This is a genomic window from Helcobacillus sp. ACRRO (assembly GCF_022347125.1).
In the GTDB taxonomy this organism is placed as follows: Bacteria; Actinomycetota; Actinomycetes; order Actinomycetales; family Dermabacteraceae; genus Helcobacillus; species Helcobacillus massiliensis.
In genome coordinates this window covers 97222-113485 of the sequence record NZ_JAKRNG010000004.1, presented here as the reverse complement: position 1 = coordinate 113485, position 16264 = coordinate 97222, and the positions used below count along the sequence as shown (strand labels likewise).

Here is a 16264-nt window from a genome sequence, read left to right as displayed (position 1 = left end):
CAGCGGGTTCTCCGGCTGCGCGAAGGAGCGGTCCAGCTGCACCATGCCGGTGTCGACAGTGATGCCGGCGTCCGCACGGTACTTGTCGATCAGATCCAGCAGATCCTCACCCCGCGGGCGTCGACCCGGGCGGATGGCTGCCGCGTTGTGCTTGGAGTCCTGGATCTGGACGTTGTCGTCCAGGGTCAGGCCCAGCAGATCGTTCGCGCTGTCACCGGAGACCACGGCCTCGTCGCCCTGCGCCCAGTGGTACGGGATGCCGATCTGGTGAACCGTGCGGCCCAGCACCTGCAGCGGCTTCACGCGGCGGGTCACCATGACGCGCGCCTCGATCGCCGAGCGGGGCGAGATGATCGTGGCCCATTCGCCGTTGACCAGGCCGGCCTCTTCGGCGAGCTCGGGGGAGACCTCGCAGAACAGCTCCGGCTGCAGCTCCGACAGGTACGGCAGGAAGCGGCTCATACCGCCGGCCGTGTGGTGCTCCGTCAGCCGATACGTGGTGAACACGTACGGGTAGACGTCGTTGCCGGCCTCCCGCACGTGCGGGGCGTACAGGTTGTCCTCGCGGGAGAACAGCACTCGGGTCGGGCTGGACTGGATCGGGTAGAGCGGGTTGCCCACATGGGACTCCGGCGGCTCGTAGTGGGTCGGCATCGGGCCGTCCACCATGCCCTTCGGAGCGAACAGCCATCCCTTGCCGTCGGCCTGCATGATGAACGGGTCGTTGCCGCTGAGGCCCTTCACACCCGTCTCACCCGGCTCGGCTCGGTGGCTCGGTGCGAGCGTGGGCGGGAAGTCGGGAACGTCGTACCCGGTCCACTTGCCCTGCTCCTCGTCCCACCAGACGAGCTTCTTGCGCTCCGACCACGGACGGCCCTCCGGGTCCGCCGAGGCGCGGTTGTAGAGGATGCGGCGGTTGGCAGGCCATGCCCAGCCCCACTCGAGGGCCATCTCGTCCTGCTCCTGGCCCGGCTTGCGGCGACGCGCCTGGTTGACGCCGTCGGCCATCACGCCGGCGTAGATCCAGCAGCCGCCGGCGGTGGAGCCGTCGGCCTGCATCTCGCCGAAGGCGTTCAGGTTCTGGCCCTTCTTCTCACCCGACAGGTGATAGCCGTTGATCTCCCGCAGGACGTCCTCGGCATCGGGCTCACCGTGCTCATCCACGCTGTAGTCCCAGGTGAGGTCCTGGATCGGCTTGTCGCGCGGATCGGTGGAGTCCTTCAGGCGCTCCTTGATCATCAGGCCCAGCTTGTGGAAGAACTCCAGCTCACTGGTGCAGTCGCCCGGCGGGGTGACGGCCTGGTCGCGCCACTGCACCATGCGCTGCGTCTGCGTGAACGAGCCCGCCTTCTCCGTGTGGTTCGCGGCCGGCATGAAGAAGACCTCGGTGTCGATCTCCTCGGTCTTCAGCTCACCGGTGGCGATCTCCTGCGAGTCCTTCCAGAAGGTCGCGGTCTCGATCATGGAGAAGTCGCGCACCACGAGCCACTTGAGGTGGCTGAGCGCCATGCGCTGCATGCGGCCGTTGGCGGAGCCCACGGCCGGGTTCTGGCCGAGGATGAAGTAGCCGTCGACCTTGTCCTCGAGCATCGCCATGGTGGTCTGGTACGTGCCGTGTGCGCCGGAGAGCTTGGGCAGGTAGTCGAACGCCCAGTTGTTCTCCTTCGTTGCGGCATCGCCCCACCACGCCTTCATGAGGTTGATGAGGTAGGTCTCGCCGTTGGCCCAGAAGCCCTTCTGGTCCTTGTTGCCCACAGCCTTCACGTACTCCTCGTACGTGTCGTGCTTGCCTGCGGTCGGCATCGCGATGTAGCCGGGCAGGATGTGGAACAGGGTCGGGATGTCCGTGGAGCCCTGAATGGTGGCGTGACCGCGCATCGCCATGATGCCGCCGCCCGGGCGGCCCATGTTCCCCAGCAGCAGCTGGATGATCGAGGCGGTGCGGATGAACTGCGTGCCGATTGAGTGCTGGGTCCAGCCCACGGCGTACACGAAGCAGCTCGTGCGCTCGCGACCCGAGTTGTCGGTGAGGGACTTCGCGAGGTACTCGAAGTCGTCCTTCGAGATGCCGCAGGTCTCCTCCACCAGCTCGGGGGTGTAGCGGGCGTAGTGGCGCTTGAGGATCTGGAACACCGTGCGCGGGTGCTGCAGGGTCTCGTCGCGCTCACCGGAGTCGTCGTACTGCCAGGACGACGGATCGTACGAGCCGGTCTCCGGGTCGTAGCCGGAGAAGAGGCCGTCGAGGTCCTCAGTGTCCCGGAAGTCCTCACTGATCAGCTGGGCGGCATTGGTGTACGCCGTGACGTACTCCTTGAACCACAGCTCATTGGTGATGATGTAGTTGATGATCGCGCCGAGCAGGACGATGTCCGAGCCCGCACGGATCGGCACATGCTTGTCCGCCAGAGCGGACGTGCGGGTGAAGCGCGGATCCACGTGGATCACGCGGGCGCCGCGCGCCTTCGCTTCAGCGACCCACTGGAAGCCCACGGGGTGGGCCTCCGCCATATTGGATCCCTGGATGACGATGCAGTCGGCGTTCGCCATGTCCTGCTGGGACTGAGTGGCGCCGCCGCGGCCGAACGAGGACCCCAGACTGGGGACCGTGGCACTGTGTCATATGCGTGCCTGGTTCTCCATCTGGATCGCCCCGGCTGCGGTGAACAGCTTCTTGGCGAGGTAGTTCTCCTCATTGTCGATCGTCGCGCCGCCGAGCGAGGCGATGCCGAGCGTGTGACGAAGGGTGCGCCCCTGATCGTCCTTCTCGCGCCAGTGGTTGCGGCGGGCTTCGATGAAGCGATCGGCGATCATCTCCATCGCCGTGTCGAGGTCGAGCTTCTCCCACTTCGTGGATCGGGGAGCCCGGTAGAGCATCTCGGTGATGCGCCCCGGTGAATTGACCAGCTGCTCCGATGCGGCGCCCTTCGGGCAGAGACGGCCGCGCGAATGCGGCGAGTCGGGGTTGCCCTCGATCTGGATGACCTTGTTGTCCTTGGTGTAAACGCGCTGGCCGCAGCCGACTGCGCAGTACGGACACACGGAGTGAGCCATCGAATCCGCAGTCACGGTGCGAGCTGTCAGGTCCTCAGAGACCTGCGACTTCACCGCCGGGCCGCGGCCGAAGAGGTCACCCGATGTCAGCTGCCGAACGGCGGGCCAATTGAGCGGGGTGATTCTAGCCATGACCCGAGCCTACTCCGTGAACGTCGGAATACAACGCCCAGACGCACATCGGCGGGTGTTGCCCACGCCATCCCGAATTATGTGCGCTCGCATTTGCGGAAATGGGCGTCCACCTCGGGTTTTCGTCGGCCGACGGAGGCCGCCGTAGACTGGGTCGGACCCAATCGAGCAGATGGAAGGAACCGCGTGAGCGCGCACAAGATCTACCTGGACTGCGACCCCGGCATCGACGACGCCCTCGCGATCGGTTACCTGCTCGCTGCGGAGGACGTGGACCTGCTCGGCATCGGCACCGTCAGCGGCAACACCAACGCCGCACAGGGCGCCACGAACGCGCTCGCCCTCCTCGAACTCGCCGGCCGCACCGAGGTGCCCGTCGCCGTCGGCTCCAACGACTTCCTCCACGGCAACTACGACGGCGGCGCGCCGCACGTGCACGGCGCGCGCGGCACCGGCGCAGTGGAGCTGCCCGCCCCGTCGGCCTCCCCGGTGGAGGAGAGCGCCGTGGACATGCTTCTGCGCCTCTCCCACGACCACGCCGGGGAGCTGCACATCATCGCCGTCGGTCCGCTGACCAACATCGCCCGCGCGGTGGAGAAGGACCCGACCCTGCCGCGGCGCGTCGCACGGGTGACGATCATGGGCGGAGCAGCCCTCGTTCCCGGCAATGTCAGCCAGGCCGCCGAAGCGAACATCAAGCATGACCCCGAGGGTGCGCAGGTCGTGTTCGGCGCCCCGTGGGACATCACCGTGGTGCCGCTGGACGTCACCCTCACCAACACGTTCGAAGAGGAGGACCGGCAGGCGCTCGCCGCCTCCGGGCAGTTCGGCCGCCATGTCGCCGAGATGCTGGACTACTACTTCCAGTTCTACGTCGGCTTCTACGGCCGCCGCGCTGCCGCCCTGCACGACCCGCTGGCCGCCGCGATCGCCGTGGAGGGCATCAGCGCTGCCGTCGCCCCCATCGTGCGTGTGCGGGTGGACTGCACCACCGGGACTCAGCGCGGTCGCGTGATCTGCGACCTGCCCTCCGATGTGCCGGTGGAGTCCATTCCCGACACCCCAGGTGCGAACGTCGCAGTCGTTCTGCGCACTACCAGCGACCTGGCTCCGCAGCTGCGCGAGGCGCTCGTCTCCCTCTGACGCCCGCGCTCCGCAGACCGGGGCGCACGACGACGGGGCGCCCTTCCAGCAGGAGGGCGCCCCGTCATCTGTGTGCGATCAGAATCGGCGGTCGCGGCCGCGTCCGCCGAAGTTGCGGTCGCGCCCACCGCGGAAGCCGCGGTGTCCGCCCTTGCCGCCGCCGGGGCCGCGGTCCTCAGCGATGCGCATCTGCTTGCCGGCCACACGGGCGCGACCGATCGCCGCGAGCTGGTCCTCGCTCACGCCGTTGCGCAGTTCGACCAGGGAGAACGACGGGAAGATATCGATCTTGCCCACGTCCTTGCCGTTCAGGCCGCCCTCGCCGGCGATGGCCCCGACCACGGCCTGCGGGCGCACCCCGTGGTTGCGGCCCACGCTGATCCGGTAGGAGGTGAAGCCGGGGCTCGTGGTGCGCGGGCCGCGGCTGCGGTCGCGCGGACCGCCGTCACGGCTGCCCCGATCGCCGCGATTCGCGCGATCACGGTCGCGGCCCTGGTCGCGGAACGACGCACCGGTGAACTCCTCATCGTCGCGGCGGGGGCCGTCATCGCCCACCACCATGGCGCCGAGGACAGCGGCGAGCTGCTCGGCAGAGATGTTGGTGCTCTCCAGGTGTTCGGAGATCAGCTCGTGGTAGAGGCTAAGTCGGCCGGCGTCCAGGCGGGTCTGCACCTCGCCGAGGACGCGCTGCATCTTGTGGCGGGACACGTCCAGCGGGGTCGGAACCTGGACCTCGGTGAGCTCCTGGCGCGTCACGCGCTCGATGTTCTTCAGCTTGCGGCGCTCGTGCGGCGCCACGAAGGTGATGGCCTTGCCGGTGCGGCCGGCGCGGCCGGTGCGGCCGATGCGGTGCACGTACGCCTCCGGCTCACCGGGGACGTCGAAGTTGACGACCAGGCCGATGCGCTCCACGTCGAGGCCGCGAGCGGCGACATCGGTGGCGACCAGGACGTCGAGGGAGCCCTCGCGCAGGCGGCCGACGATGCGCTCGCGCTCCTTCTGCGCGACGTCACCGGAGATGGTGGCGGCGACGATGCCGCGTCCCACCAGGGCGGTGCCGACCTCTTCAGCAGCGCTGCGGGTGCGGACGAACACGATCGCAGCGTCTGCATCGCTGGTCTCGATGACCCGTGTGAGCGCACCGGTCTTGTGCTTGAACGGCACCACCGCGTAGCTCTGCTCCACGCTGGTGACGGTGGTGGACTGGCGCGCCACGGCGACGCTGACGGCGCTGGGCATGTGCTCGTCGGCCACACGCTTGATCGCTGGCGGCATGGTGGCGGAGAACAGCGCCATGCGCTTCTCCTCCGGGACGAATCCGAGGATCTCGTCGACGTCCTCGGCGAAGCCCATGCGGAGCATCTCGTCGGCCTCATCGAGCACGAGGGTCTGCAGGTCGCCCAGGCGAAGGTTGCCGCGCTTGAGGTGGTCGATGACGCGGCCGGGCGTGCCGACCACGATCTGCACACCGCGCTCCAGCGCCTTCTCCTGCGGGCCGTAGGGGGAGCCGCCGTAGATGGACAGCACGCGCACGCCCGGCATGTTGCGGGCGAAGTCCTGGATCGCATCGCCCACCTGCATGGCGAGCTCGCGGGTCGGTGCCAGGACCAGACCCTGCGTCGCGGTGGACGAGGGGTCGGTGTGCGCCAGCATCGGCAGACCGAACGCGGCGGTCTTGCCGGTGCCGGTCTGGGCCACGCCGATGACGTCCTCGCCGTTCAGCAGCGCCGGAATGGCCTTCTCCTGAATGGGGGAGGGGGTGACGAATCCGATCTCGGTGACGGCGTCCAGAAGGGCCGGCGGAAGGCCGAGGTCGGCGAAGGTCACGGCCGCATCCTCGGTGGTGGCGGTGGGGTCGGTGGTGTCGATGTTCTCGTTCATACGCTCCTGCGCTTCTTCGATGGACGCGGGAGCCGAACAAAGGGCCTCAGGGGACCCTGCGGAGTCCGCCGATGCGGGCTGGGCGGCTGAATGCGTCGCTGTGGTGGGGGTGGTGTCGTTCGCGGTGGCGGCGGTGGTGGGCAGGTCAAGGGCAGCGCAGGGCTGCTCGAGTGCGGTCAAAGGCTTCCAATCGGGGCAGTGAACGCCCGATCCCAGTAGTCCGCGCGCTCTCGTCGTTCACTTGAGACTCGCGGCGTTCGAAGCGCCGCACGAGCGGTTCGGTACCAGGAGGCGAACCGCGACCCATGGCGTCATCCTCGGTGGTCACCGAGCAGGAGGCCGCCGATCAAGTGCTTCCTCCACACTACCGATCGGACAGCCGTGCGGATAGGCACTCGGGTGGCGACATCCCTCACGTCCTCCGCCGGCCGGTCGACGGAGCCCGACCTCGGCCCGGGGCGGAGGATACGATGGACGCACTCGTACCCTCATACACGCACAAGGCGAAGGATTCTGCATGCTGCGCTCTCACAACGCCGGTGAGCTCCGCGAGGAGCACATCGGACAGACCGTCACCCTGGCCGGCTGGATCGGTCGTCGCCGCGACCACGGCGGCGTCGCTTTCCTCGACCTGCGGGACGCCTCGGGCGTCGCTCAGGTCGTGGTCCGCGAAGAGGACGCCCACCACCTCCGCAGCGAATACGTGCTGAAGGTGACCGGCACGGTCGAGAAGCGCCCCGAAGGCAACGAGAACGATGCCCTGCCCACCGGCACCATCGAAGTCATAGCGGACACGGTCGAGGTGCTGAACCCGTCGGCCGCACTCCCGTTCCAGCTGGACGAGCACTCCGACGTCGGTGAAGAGGCCCGCCTGCGCTACCGCTACCTCGACATGCGCCGCAGCGGCCCCGCGAAGATCCTCCGCCTGCGCTCCGCCGTCAATCAGGCAGCGCGCACCACCCTGATCGACCAGGGCTTCGTCGAGGTCGAGACCCCGACCCTGACCCGCTCCACCCCCGAGGGCGCCCGCGACTTCCTCGTCCCGGCGCGCCTCGCACCCGGCTCCTGGTACGCCCTGCCGCAGTCGCCGCAGCTGTTCAAGCAGCTGCTGATGGTCGGCGGCATGGAGCGCTACTTCCAGCTCGCCCGCTGCTACCGCGACGAGGACTTCCGCGCGGACCGCCAGCCCGAGTTCACCCAGCTCGATGTCGAGATGAGCTTCGTGGACCAGGACGACATCATCGCCCTCACCGAGCAGCTGCTGCAGAACATCTGGGCCACCATCGGCGTCGAGGTCACCACCCCGATCCCGCGCATCACCTACGCGGAGTCGATGCGCCGCTACGGCTCCGACAAGCCGGATCTGCGCTTCGACCTTGAGATCACCGAGATGACCGAGTACTTCCAGAACACGCCGTTCCGCGTGTTCCAGGCCCCGTACGTCGGTGCGATCGTGATGGCCGGCGGTGCCTCCCAGCCCCGCCGCCAGCTCGACGCCTGGCAGGAATGGGCGAAGCAGCGCGGTGCGAAGGGCCTCGCCTACGTCCTCATCCAGGAGGACGGCACCCTCGGCGGACCCGTCGCCAAGAACCTCTCCGATGAGGAGAAGGCCGGCCTCGCCCAGAAGACCGGCGCCCAGCCGGGCGACTGCGTGTTCTTCGCCGCCGGTGACGCCAAGGGCTCCCGTGGCCTGCTCGGCGCCGCCCGCAATGAGATCGCCGAGAAGCTCGGCCTGATCGACGACGACGAGTTCGCGTTCGTGTGGGTGGTGGACGCGCCCATGTTCGAGCCGGCCGGTGACGCCGTCGCCGCCGGTGATGTGGCCGTCGGCTCCGGCGCCTGGACCGCCGTGCACCACGCGTTCACCTCCCCGAAGCCGGAATTCCTCGACACCTTCGACACCGATCCGGCGTCCGCCCTCAGCTACGGCTACGACATCGTCTGCAACGGCAACGAGATCGGCGGCGGCTCCATCCGCATCCACCAGGAGGATGTGCAGAAGCGCGTCTTCCAGGTGATGGGCATCTCCGAGGAGGAGGCGCAGGAGAAGTTCGGCTTCCTGCTGGAGGCGTTCAAGTACGGCGCCCCGCCGCACGGCGGCATCGCCTTCGGCTGGGACCGCATCGTGGCCCTCCTCGCCAAGGTCGACTCCATCCGCGAGGTTATCGCGTTCCCGAAGACCGGCGGCGGCTTCGACCCGCTGACCGAGGCACCCGCTCCGATCACCGCTCAGCAGCGGAAGGAAGCCGGCGTGGATGCCAAGCCGAAGAAGAAGGACGAGGCGGAGGCTGCTGCGGAGAACGCCGAGGCCTGAGAAGCCGTCGCACAGCAGAAGAGCCGGTCCCCGAGGAGGGACCGGCTCTTCTGTTCGTCCGGACGAACGCTGCGGCTCAGGCGCGGGGCGCTTCGCCGCGCTTGATCATCGGGCGCGGCATCCGCAGGCGGCGGATGTTCGTGGCGCGCAGCAGCGCGTAGCTCACCATCCCCGGCGGCACGGAGCCGAAGCGGTCCACCATGGCGCGGCGCACCTTCGAGCGCAGCAGGATGAGGTCGAGCACCGCGACGATCACACCCGCCCACAGCACGATGATCAGCGTCAGCCCCACCTTCGAGTACAGGGCCGGGCTCACCAGCTGCAGGATCAGCGGCAGCGTCAGCGTCACCAGGGCGAACGGCAGCAGCCACTCGGCCACGTTGAAGCGGGAGTCGACCACATCGCGGGCCAGGCGGCGCTCCGGTCCGGCATGCGCCAGCGGGTAGTTCGCCTCGTCGCCGGTCATTAGCGCCCGGTTCTGCTTGCTGCGGGCCTCGTTGACGCGCTCCCGGTTCCGTCGGCGCGCCTCCTTGCGATCCGAGGGCACGAGCGGACGCTGGCGGGCGGCCTGCGCATCGCGGCGCTTCGGGGTGGGGCGGCCCTTGCCCCCGGACTTCGCCGGCTTCTCCGCGGCGACGGGGGTGGGCACTGACTTCTCGGCGCCCGCAGGAGCGGCGCCCACGGCGGTCGAGCCGCCGCGCTTCTTCTTCTCACGACTGGTGTTCATCACGCCGCCCAGTGTAGGCGAGAAGGAGCGGGACCCGGGCAGGGCGGGGGAGTGACTGCGACCAGCGCGATACGGTGGAGCCAGTGCGCCGCTGCACAGGCGGCACCCGTCGGACGAAGGAGAACATCCCAGCCATGACCGTCACCGCGGACCCGAAGCTCACCGCCCGCATCGCGGAGCTGATGCCCGAAGCCGTCGAGGACCTCAAGAGCCTCGTGCGCATCCCCTCGATCGCCTTCGACGGGTACGACCAGTCCCATGTGGCCCGGAGCGCGGAGGCGGTCGCCGGCCTGCTGCGCGAGGCCGGCATGCCCGAGGTCGAGATCGACAGCGTCGACGGGGGAGCGCCCGCTGTGCTCGCCCGGCGTCCCGCCGCGGACGGCATGCCGACCGTCATGCTCTACGCCCACCACGACGTTCAGCCCGTCGGTGACGAGAACGCCTGGACCTCCGCACCGTTCGAGCCGGAGGAACGGGACGGTCGCCTGTACGGCCGCGGAGCCGCCGACGACAAGGCCGGCATCATGGCCCACGTCACCGCCCTGCGTGCCCTGCGCGAGGAGCTCGACGAATCCGGTGTGGGCGTCACCGTCTTCATCGAAGGCGAAGAGGAGTGGGGCTCGCCCACCTTCCGCCCCTTCATCGAGAAGCACCGCGACGCGATGGAGTCGGACATCATCATCGTCGCCGACTCCTCCAACTGGAAGATTGGGCAGCCCTCGCTCACCACCAGCCTGCGCGGCCTGGTGGACGCCGTCATCGACGTCCGCGTGCTCGACTTCCCGGTCCATTCCGGCATGTTCGGCGGGCCGATCCTCGACGCCCCCACCCAGCTGGGACGGCTCATCGCCACCTTCCATGACGCCGACGGGTCCGTTGCGATCAAGGGTTTGTACCAGGCCGAGGAGCCCGACGTCGACATGGACGAAGCGGACCTCCGTCGCGACGCGGGCGTGCCCGACGGCCTCGGCCTGTCCGGCACCGGCTCGCTCACCGGTCGACTCTGGACCAAGCCGGCCCTCTCGATCATCGGGATCGACGCCACCCCCGTGCAGCAGGCGTCCAACACGATCATCGCCTCCACCCGCGCGAAGGTATCGCTGCGCCTCGCGCCCGGACAGGACCCGGAGGCGGCGATGGAAGCGCTGATCCAGCACGTCAAGGAGAACACCCCGAACGGCGCGGAGGTCACCGTGACCCCCGGTGAGATGGGCAAGCCGTTCCTCGCCCCCGCCGACAGCGCCGGCATGAAGCTCGCCCGCGCCGCCTTCGAGGCGTCCTGGGGCGTGAAGCCGGTCGACACCGGGCTGGGCGGCTCCATCCCGTTCATCGCCGACCTGCTCGAGGTGTTCCCGGAGGCGGAGGTCCTCGTCACCGGTGTGGAGGACCCGGATTCGCGAGCGCACGGCATCGACGAGTCGCTGCACCTCGGTGACTTCGAGCACGTCTGCCTCGCCGAAGCGCACATCCTGCGCGGCGCCGCCGCAGCCGGTGGCGGCCGATGAGCAGCCCCCTGCGCGACGAGGACCGCACAAGTCAGCCGGTGCACCCGGCGACCGTCCCGTTCACCTTCGGCGGGCTCGTCCTCGGCTTCCTGCTCGGCTATATCATCGGCCCGTGGGGCGCAGTGATCGGTGGCCTGGTGGCTTTGGGCGGGGTGATGCTGGCCGCCTCGAAGCCGGGGGTGCGCAACCCGGTGCTGATGGGGCTCGGAGGCATGGTGATCGGGTACACCGGCATCATGCTCGTCGCCCTGTTGAATATGTAAAAGATCGTGTTGCACAATTAGCACACACGGCTGTTCCCCATCCTGCGCCGGGACCCTCGGTCCCGCCGACCGCAGTGCTCCGGCGTAGGGTGGGAGGCACGTACTGTCGATCACGGGAGGATCCCTCTATGACCACCACGGCTGGCGAGCAGAAGACCGCACCGGCGCACGGCGTCGAACTGACCGATGTCGCTGCTGACAAGGTGAAGTCCCTCCTCGCGCAGGAGGGACGCGACGACCTCCGCCTGCGGATCGCTGTGCAGCCAGGAGGCTGCTCCGGTCTGATCTACCAGCTCTACTTCGATGAGCGACTCCTCGACGGTGACGCCACGGTCGACTTCAACGGCGTTGGGGTCGTGGTGGACAAGAACTCGGTGCCGTTCCTCATCGGTGCGACCATCGACTTCTCCGACACCATCGAGAAGCAGGGGTTCACCATCGACAACCCGAACGCTGGGAGCTCCTGCGCCTGCGGCGACTCCTTCGCCTGATCGCACGTGGGTGCGCTGCGCGCCCTTCTCGTCTGCACGAATGCGGCGCTCCCATCGCGGGGCGCCGCATTCGGCGTTCTCGGCCGAGGTGCGCCGACGCCGCTGACGGCGGGCATCTCACATTTTTGCGGCACGCGGGGCCTGGAGTCTGCATCGTGCTCAATCTCGCGTATGATGATCGAGCGGAACCATGCTGTCCGCTGGGAAGCGCCGGATCAGTGCGTCCGGCGGGCGAACAGCAGGAACCGATGCCCCTTATACGTCGAGTCGACCGCCTCGCCCCGCTCCTCGGGCGGCTGACGGTCGGTGATTGGAAGGTCAGCCTGTGATTCCCCAAACCACGGAACGCAGCCGCAGGGCTCCGAAGGCGCTCGCTGCCACAGCCCTCGTGTCGCTAGCGCTGGTGGGCTGTACAGCCGAGCAGAAACGTGGATTCCTCCCGCAAAGCACCCCTGAAGAGGTGACTGACCAGACCGGCCGCATCATTTCGATGTGGACCGGATCCTGGATGACGCTGCTGGCTGTCGGCCTCCTCGTGTGGGGCCTGGCCATGTGGTGCGCCATCGCCTACCGCCGGAAGAAGCACGACAAGGGCTTCCCGGTGCAGCTGCGCTACCACGTGCCGATCGAGCTCACCTTCACGCTGATCCCCGTCGTCATGATCATGACGCTGTTCTACTTCACCCAGCGTGACATCAACGAGATCGAGAACCTGAAGGCCGATCCCGATTACACCGTCAACGTCGTGGCCAAGCAGTGGGCGTGGGACTTCAACTACGTGGATGATGACGTCCACGAACCCGCCGGCGTCCAGTCCTTCCGCACCGGCGAGCCCGGCGCCGAGAAGGATCTGCCGGTCCTCTACGTTCCAGTCAACAAGACCGTCGAGTTCCAGCTCGACTCCCGCGATGTCGTCCACTCCTTCTGGGTCGTCGACTTCCTCTACAAGAAGGACATCTTCCCGGGGCACACCACCGTCTTCCAGGTGACGCCGACCGCTGAGGGCACCTTCCCCGCCAAGTGCGCGGAGCTGTGCGGCGAGTACCACTCGGACATGCTCTTCAACCTGAAGGTCGTGTCCCAGGAGGAGTTCGACGCTCACATGAAGGAACTGCGCGAACAGGGCTACGAGGGGCAGCTCAGCAACGACCTCAACCGCATGCAGAAGGATTGGAACATGCGGGACAAGAACCAGGAGACGATCCAGAATCGTCGTGAGGATGGTGCGAAGTGACCACGCAATCAGCACCTCGGGCAGCGACCGGTTCGCACACTCCCGAGCAGACCCAGTTCAAGCCCGCGCGCGCTGAGACCTCGCTCGGCAAGCAGATCATGGGCATGCTCACCACCACCGATCACAAGCTGATCGGCATCATGTACATGGTGATGGCGTTCGCGTTCTTCTGCTTCGGCGGCGTGCTCGCCCTGCTGATCCGCGCTGAGCTGTGGGAGCCCGGCCTCCAGGTCGTCGTCTCCAAGGACCAGTACAACCAGCTGTTCACCATGCACGGCACGATCATGCTGCTGATGTTCGGCACCCCGCTGTTCAACGGCTTCGCCAACTACCTCGTGCCGCTGCAGATCGGCGCCGTGGACATGGCGTTCCCGCGCCTGAACATGTTCGCCTTCTGGGTGACCGGCTTCGGTGCGCTCATCGCCTGCGCCGGCTTCCTCACCCCGCAGGGCGCGGCATCCTTCGGCTGGTTCGCCTACGCCCCGCTGAGCGATACGACCTTCTCCCCGGGCCTCGGCGGAGACCTGTGGGTGTTCGGCCTGGCCATGCAGGGCTTCGGTACGATCCTCGGCTCGGTCAACTTCATCACCACGATCATCTGCATGCGCATGCCGGGCATGACCATGTTCCGCATGCCGATCTTCACGTGGAACATCCTCATCACCGGCATCCTGGTGCTGATGGCGTTCCCGCCGCTGGCCGCCGCCCTGTTCGCACTCGGCGCCGACCGCATCTACGACGCGCACATCTTCAACCCGGCCAACGGCGGACCGGTGCTCTGGCAGCACCTGTTCTGGTTCTTCGGCCACCCCGAGGTGTACGTGCTCGCCCTGCCGTTCTTCGGCATCGCCTCGGAGGTCATCCCGGTGTTCTCCCGTAAGCCGATCTTCGGCTACAAGACCCTGGTGTACGCGACGATCTCGATCGCCGCTCTGTCCGTGACCGTGTGGGCGCACCACATGTACACCACCGGTGCGGTCATGCTGAGCTTCTTCGCCTTCATGACGATGCTCATCGCCGTGCCGACCGGCGTGAAGTTCTTCAACTGGATCGGCACCATGTGGCGAGGCTCGATCACGTTCGAGACCCCGATGCTGTTCACCCTCGGGTTCCTCACGACCTTCCTCTTCGGCGGTCTGACCGGCGTCATCCTCTCCACCCCGGTGCTGGACTTCCACCTCCAGGACACCTACTTCGTGGTGGCGCACTTCCACTACGTCATCTTCGGCACTATCGCCTTCGAGATGTTCGCCGGATTCTACTTCTGGTGGCCCAAGATGTTCGGCTACAAGCTGGATGAGCGCCTTGGCCGCATCCACTTCTGGCTGCTGATGGTCGGCTTCCACCTCACGTTCCTCATCCAGCACTTCATGGGTGTGGAGGGCGCACCGCGTCGCTACCCGAACTACCTGGCTGAGGACGGCTTCGCGTTCATGAACCAGGTGTCCACCGTCGGTGCGTTCATCCTCGGTGCCTCGACCCTGCCGTTCCTGCTGAATGTGGTGCTCACCCACCTCAAGGGCCACAAGGTCACCGAGAACGATCCGTGGGGCTACGGCGCTTCGCTCGAGTGGGCGACCACCTGCCCGCCGCCGCGCCACAACTTCCACTCGCTGCCCCCGGTGCGCTCCGAGCGTCCGGCCTTCGACCTCCGCTTCCCGGATGTCGCAGCGACCGACCACATGCACGCTGATGCTGTCACCGCTGCAGCTGCGGCGCGGAAGGGGAACTGACACTCCATGAATACGTTTGCCCGCATCACCGCGATCTGCGGATTCTTCTTCATCATCGTCGGGGTGGCCTACACCTTCCTCACCGGCACCTATGAGCCGTCCGGCTTCGAATGGGTGGGCGTTCCCGCCATCTTCGGCCTCTCCGGACTGATGTTCATGATGTCGGTCTACTCGATGATGACGAGCCGCCGGTTCAACAAGCAGGCGCAGGACGACCACGCAGGCGAGGTCCATGACGAAGCCGGCGTGCAGGGCACCTTCGCTCCGTACTCCTGGGCGCCGCTCTGGGCATCGCTCGGTGCGTCGCTGGTCTTCATCGGTCTGCCGATCGGCTGGTGGCTGATGGTGCTCGGCTTCATCGTGGCCGCTTACGGCGTGATCACCTGGGTGATGGCGCACTCCACAGGATTCCACGCCCACTGATCGACTGACCCGATCAGACACGAAAGGGGCGATCCATCCTCGGATGGATCGCCCCTTTCGTCATACCCGGGCAGGGCAGCGGTGGAAGCTTCCTCAGCGGGCCGCCAACAGTTCCTGCGACGTTGAGGCCCACGTCTCGATCAGCTCCGCCGGCCGCCCCGAATCCAGCGTCTCCTCCGCACGGGCGAAAGCGGCACTGAAGCGGTCCTCGAAGCCGTCGGAGGGCTCCTGACCGATGCCGGCGGCCGCGGTGATGCCGGCTGCTGCGTTGAGGAGGACGGCATCGCGTGCAGCGGAGCGCTCACCGTCGAAGATGCGGCGGGCCACCTCTGCGTTGTAAGCGGGCGAGCCGCCCACCAGCTCCGACAGGGGAGCCTTACGCAGTCCCAGCAGTTCGGACGGATTGAGCACGTGCGGGCGGATCTCGCCTCCGCGCACTTCCCACACATCGGAGTCGTCGGCGATGGTCAGCTCATCCAGACCGTCGCGTCCTCGGAACACCAGAGCGGACGCTCCGCGCTCCTGAAACACTCCGGCGATCACCGGAGCCATGCTGGCTGAGGCCACGCCGACGGCCGAGGCCTCGACGCGGCCCGGATTCGTGATCGGGCCGAGGATGTTGAACACGGTTGGCAGCCCCAGGCCCTTACGAGCGGGGGCAGCGAAGCGCATGGACGGGTGGAAGACCTGTGCGAAGCAGAAGGTGATCCCGACCTTCTCCACCATGGCGGCGACGTCGCCCGCCGGGAGGTCAAGGCGAACACCGAGCTGCTCCAAGCAGTCGGCGGCCCCGGACTTCGATGAGGCGGCCCGGTTGCCGTGCTTCACCACGGGCAGTCCGCTCGCTGCGATCACCACGGAGGCCATGGTGGAGATGTTGACGGTGTTGGCGCCGTCTCCACCGGTGCCGACGATGTCGACAGCTCCCGTCGGCGCGGTGAAAGTGCGGGCGTGCGCCACCATCTCATCGGCGAGGGCCCGCACTTCTGTCACCGTCGGCCCCTTCGCTTCCAGGGCCACCAGGAACCCGGCGAGCGAGACCGGCTCAACAGCTCCGTCCATCACCTCCGCCATCGCCCATCGGACCGATGCGGAATCGAGGTTCTCTTTGCGCAGGAGGGCGGAGGTGAGTGAACGCCAGGTGGGGGAGGTTCCGGGAGTCGTCATGCGATCATCATCTCATCCTGTCCAGACCGTCTGCGGCGGCGTCCACCCAGGCTCCGTACCGCTGTCACCTCGCACTACGCCCGGTCATGGTGACTTCGCTCTCCTCGCCGGAGCGATCCAATCGACACCGCGGGCCAGGGCTGCTCCGGAGGGCCTCTCCGGTTTCTCAAAGAGGTCGAAGATCGGTATGCTGAACCCCG

Annotated in this window: 11 protein-coding genes and 1 pseudogene; 8 read left to right on the top strand and 4 right to left on the bottom strand. The window is 67.5% G+C overall.

The genetic code is table 11. The annotated features are described in order from the left end of the window. Positions 1-45: 45 nt before the first annotated feature. Positions 46-3183: pseudogene (gene fdnG / locus MHY20_RS02605) on the bottom strand (formate dehydrogenase-N subunit alpha); the annotation flags it as partial. A gap of 186 nt (positions 3184-3369) precedes the next feature. Between fdnG and MHY20_RS02600 the strand changes: the two are divergent. Then, positions 3370-4326, top strand: coding sequence for a nucleoside hydrolase (locus MHY20_RS02600; RefSeq protein ID WP_239374413.1), 957 nt, complete (start codon positions 3370-3372; stop codon positions 4324-4326). A 78-nt stretch (positions 4327-4404) separates the two neighbouring features. Here the strand turns inward: MHY20_RS02600 and MHY20_RS02595 are convergent, their stop codons facing one another. Next, the gene (locus tag MHY20_RS02595; RefSeq protein ID WP_239374450.1) at positions 4405-6207 is read right to left on the bottom strand and encodes a DEAD/DEAH box helicase; all 1803 of its coding nucleotides are present in this window, start codon (positions 6205-6207) and stop codon (positions 4405-4407) included. A 517-nt stretch (positions 6208-6724) separates the two neighbouring features. Here MHY20_RS02595 and aspS point away from each other — a divergent pair. Beyond that, positions 6725-8521 (top strand): aspartate--tRNA ligase, encoded by a 1797-nt coding sequence (gene aspS / locus MHY20_RS02590; protein WP_239374410.1) that lies wholly within the window; start codon positions 6725-6727, stop codon positions 8519-8521. A gap of 76 nt (positions 8522-8597) precedes the next feature. Here aspS and MHY20_RS02585 read toward each other — a convergent pair whose 3' ends face one another. Next, a complete protein-coding gene (locus MHY20_RS02585; protein ID WP_183375290.1) occupies positions 8598-9248 on the bottom strand; it encodes a DUF3043 domain-containing protein in 651 nt (216 codons plus the stop codon). 134 nt (positions 9249-9382) lie between these two features. On the opposite strand from MHY20_RS02585, the gene MHY20_RS02580 reads away from it, so the two are divergent. The 6 genes from MHY20_RS02580 to MHY20_RS02555 all read left to right on the top strand — a co-directional run bounded on the left by MHY20_RS02580 (position 9383) and on the right by MHY20_RS02555 (position 14897). After that, positions 9383-10753: a dipeptidase gene (locus MHY20_RS02580; protein WP_239374408.1), complete on the top strand. Its 1371-nt coding sequence runs from the start codon at positions 9383-9385 to the stop codon at positions 10751-10753. Continuing rightward, positions 10750-11016, top strand: a complete 267-nt coding sequence (locus MHY20_RS02575) for a hypothetical protein (RefSeq protein WP_183374150.1) — start codon at positions 10750-10752, stop codon at positions 11014-11016. Before MHY20_RS02580 ends, MHY20_RS02575 begins: the two co-directional genes overlap by 4 nt. A gap of 128 nt (positions 11017-11144) precedes the next feature. Beyond that, positions 11145-11507 (top strand): iron-sulfur cluster assembly accessory protein, encoded by a 363-nt coding sequence (locus tag MHY20_RS02570; RefSeq protein ID WP_239374406.1) that lies wholly within the window; start codon positions 11145-11147, stop codon positions 11505-11507. A gap of 325 nt (positions 11508-11832) precedes the next feature. Continuing rightward, the gene (gene coxB / locus MHY20_RS02565; protein ID WP_183374154.1) at positions 11833-12741 is read left to right on the top strand and encodes a cytochrome c oxidase subunit II; all 909 of its coding nucleotides are present in this window, start codon (positions 11833-11835) and stop codon (positions 12739-12741) included. Between the two features lie 95 nt (positions 12742-12836). Then, positions 12837-14474: a cytochrome c oxidase subunit I gene (ctaD, locus tag MHY20_RS02560; protein ID WP_239374447.1), complete on the top strand. Its 1638-nt coding sequence runs from the start codon at positions 12837-12839 to the stop codon at positions 14472-14474. Positions 14475-14480: 6 nt separating this feature from the next. Further along, positions 14481-14897 (top strand): cytochrome c oxidase subunit 4, encoded by a 417-nt coding sequence (locus tag MHY20_RS02555; protein WP_183374155.1) that lies wholly within the window; start codon positions 14481-14483, stop codon positions 14895-14897. A 93-nt stretch (positions 14898-14990) separates the two neighbouring features. Here the strand turns inward: MHY20_RS02555 and trpD are convergent, their stop codons facing one another. Then, on the bottom strand, positions 14991-16064 hold the full coding sequence (gene trpD, locus MHY20_RS02550) for an anthranilate phosphoribosyltransferase (protein WP_239374404.1): 1074 nt from the start codon (positions 16062-16064) through the stop codon (positions 14991-14993). Positions 16065-16264 lie beyond the last annotated feature (200 nt).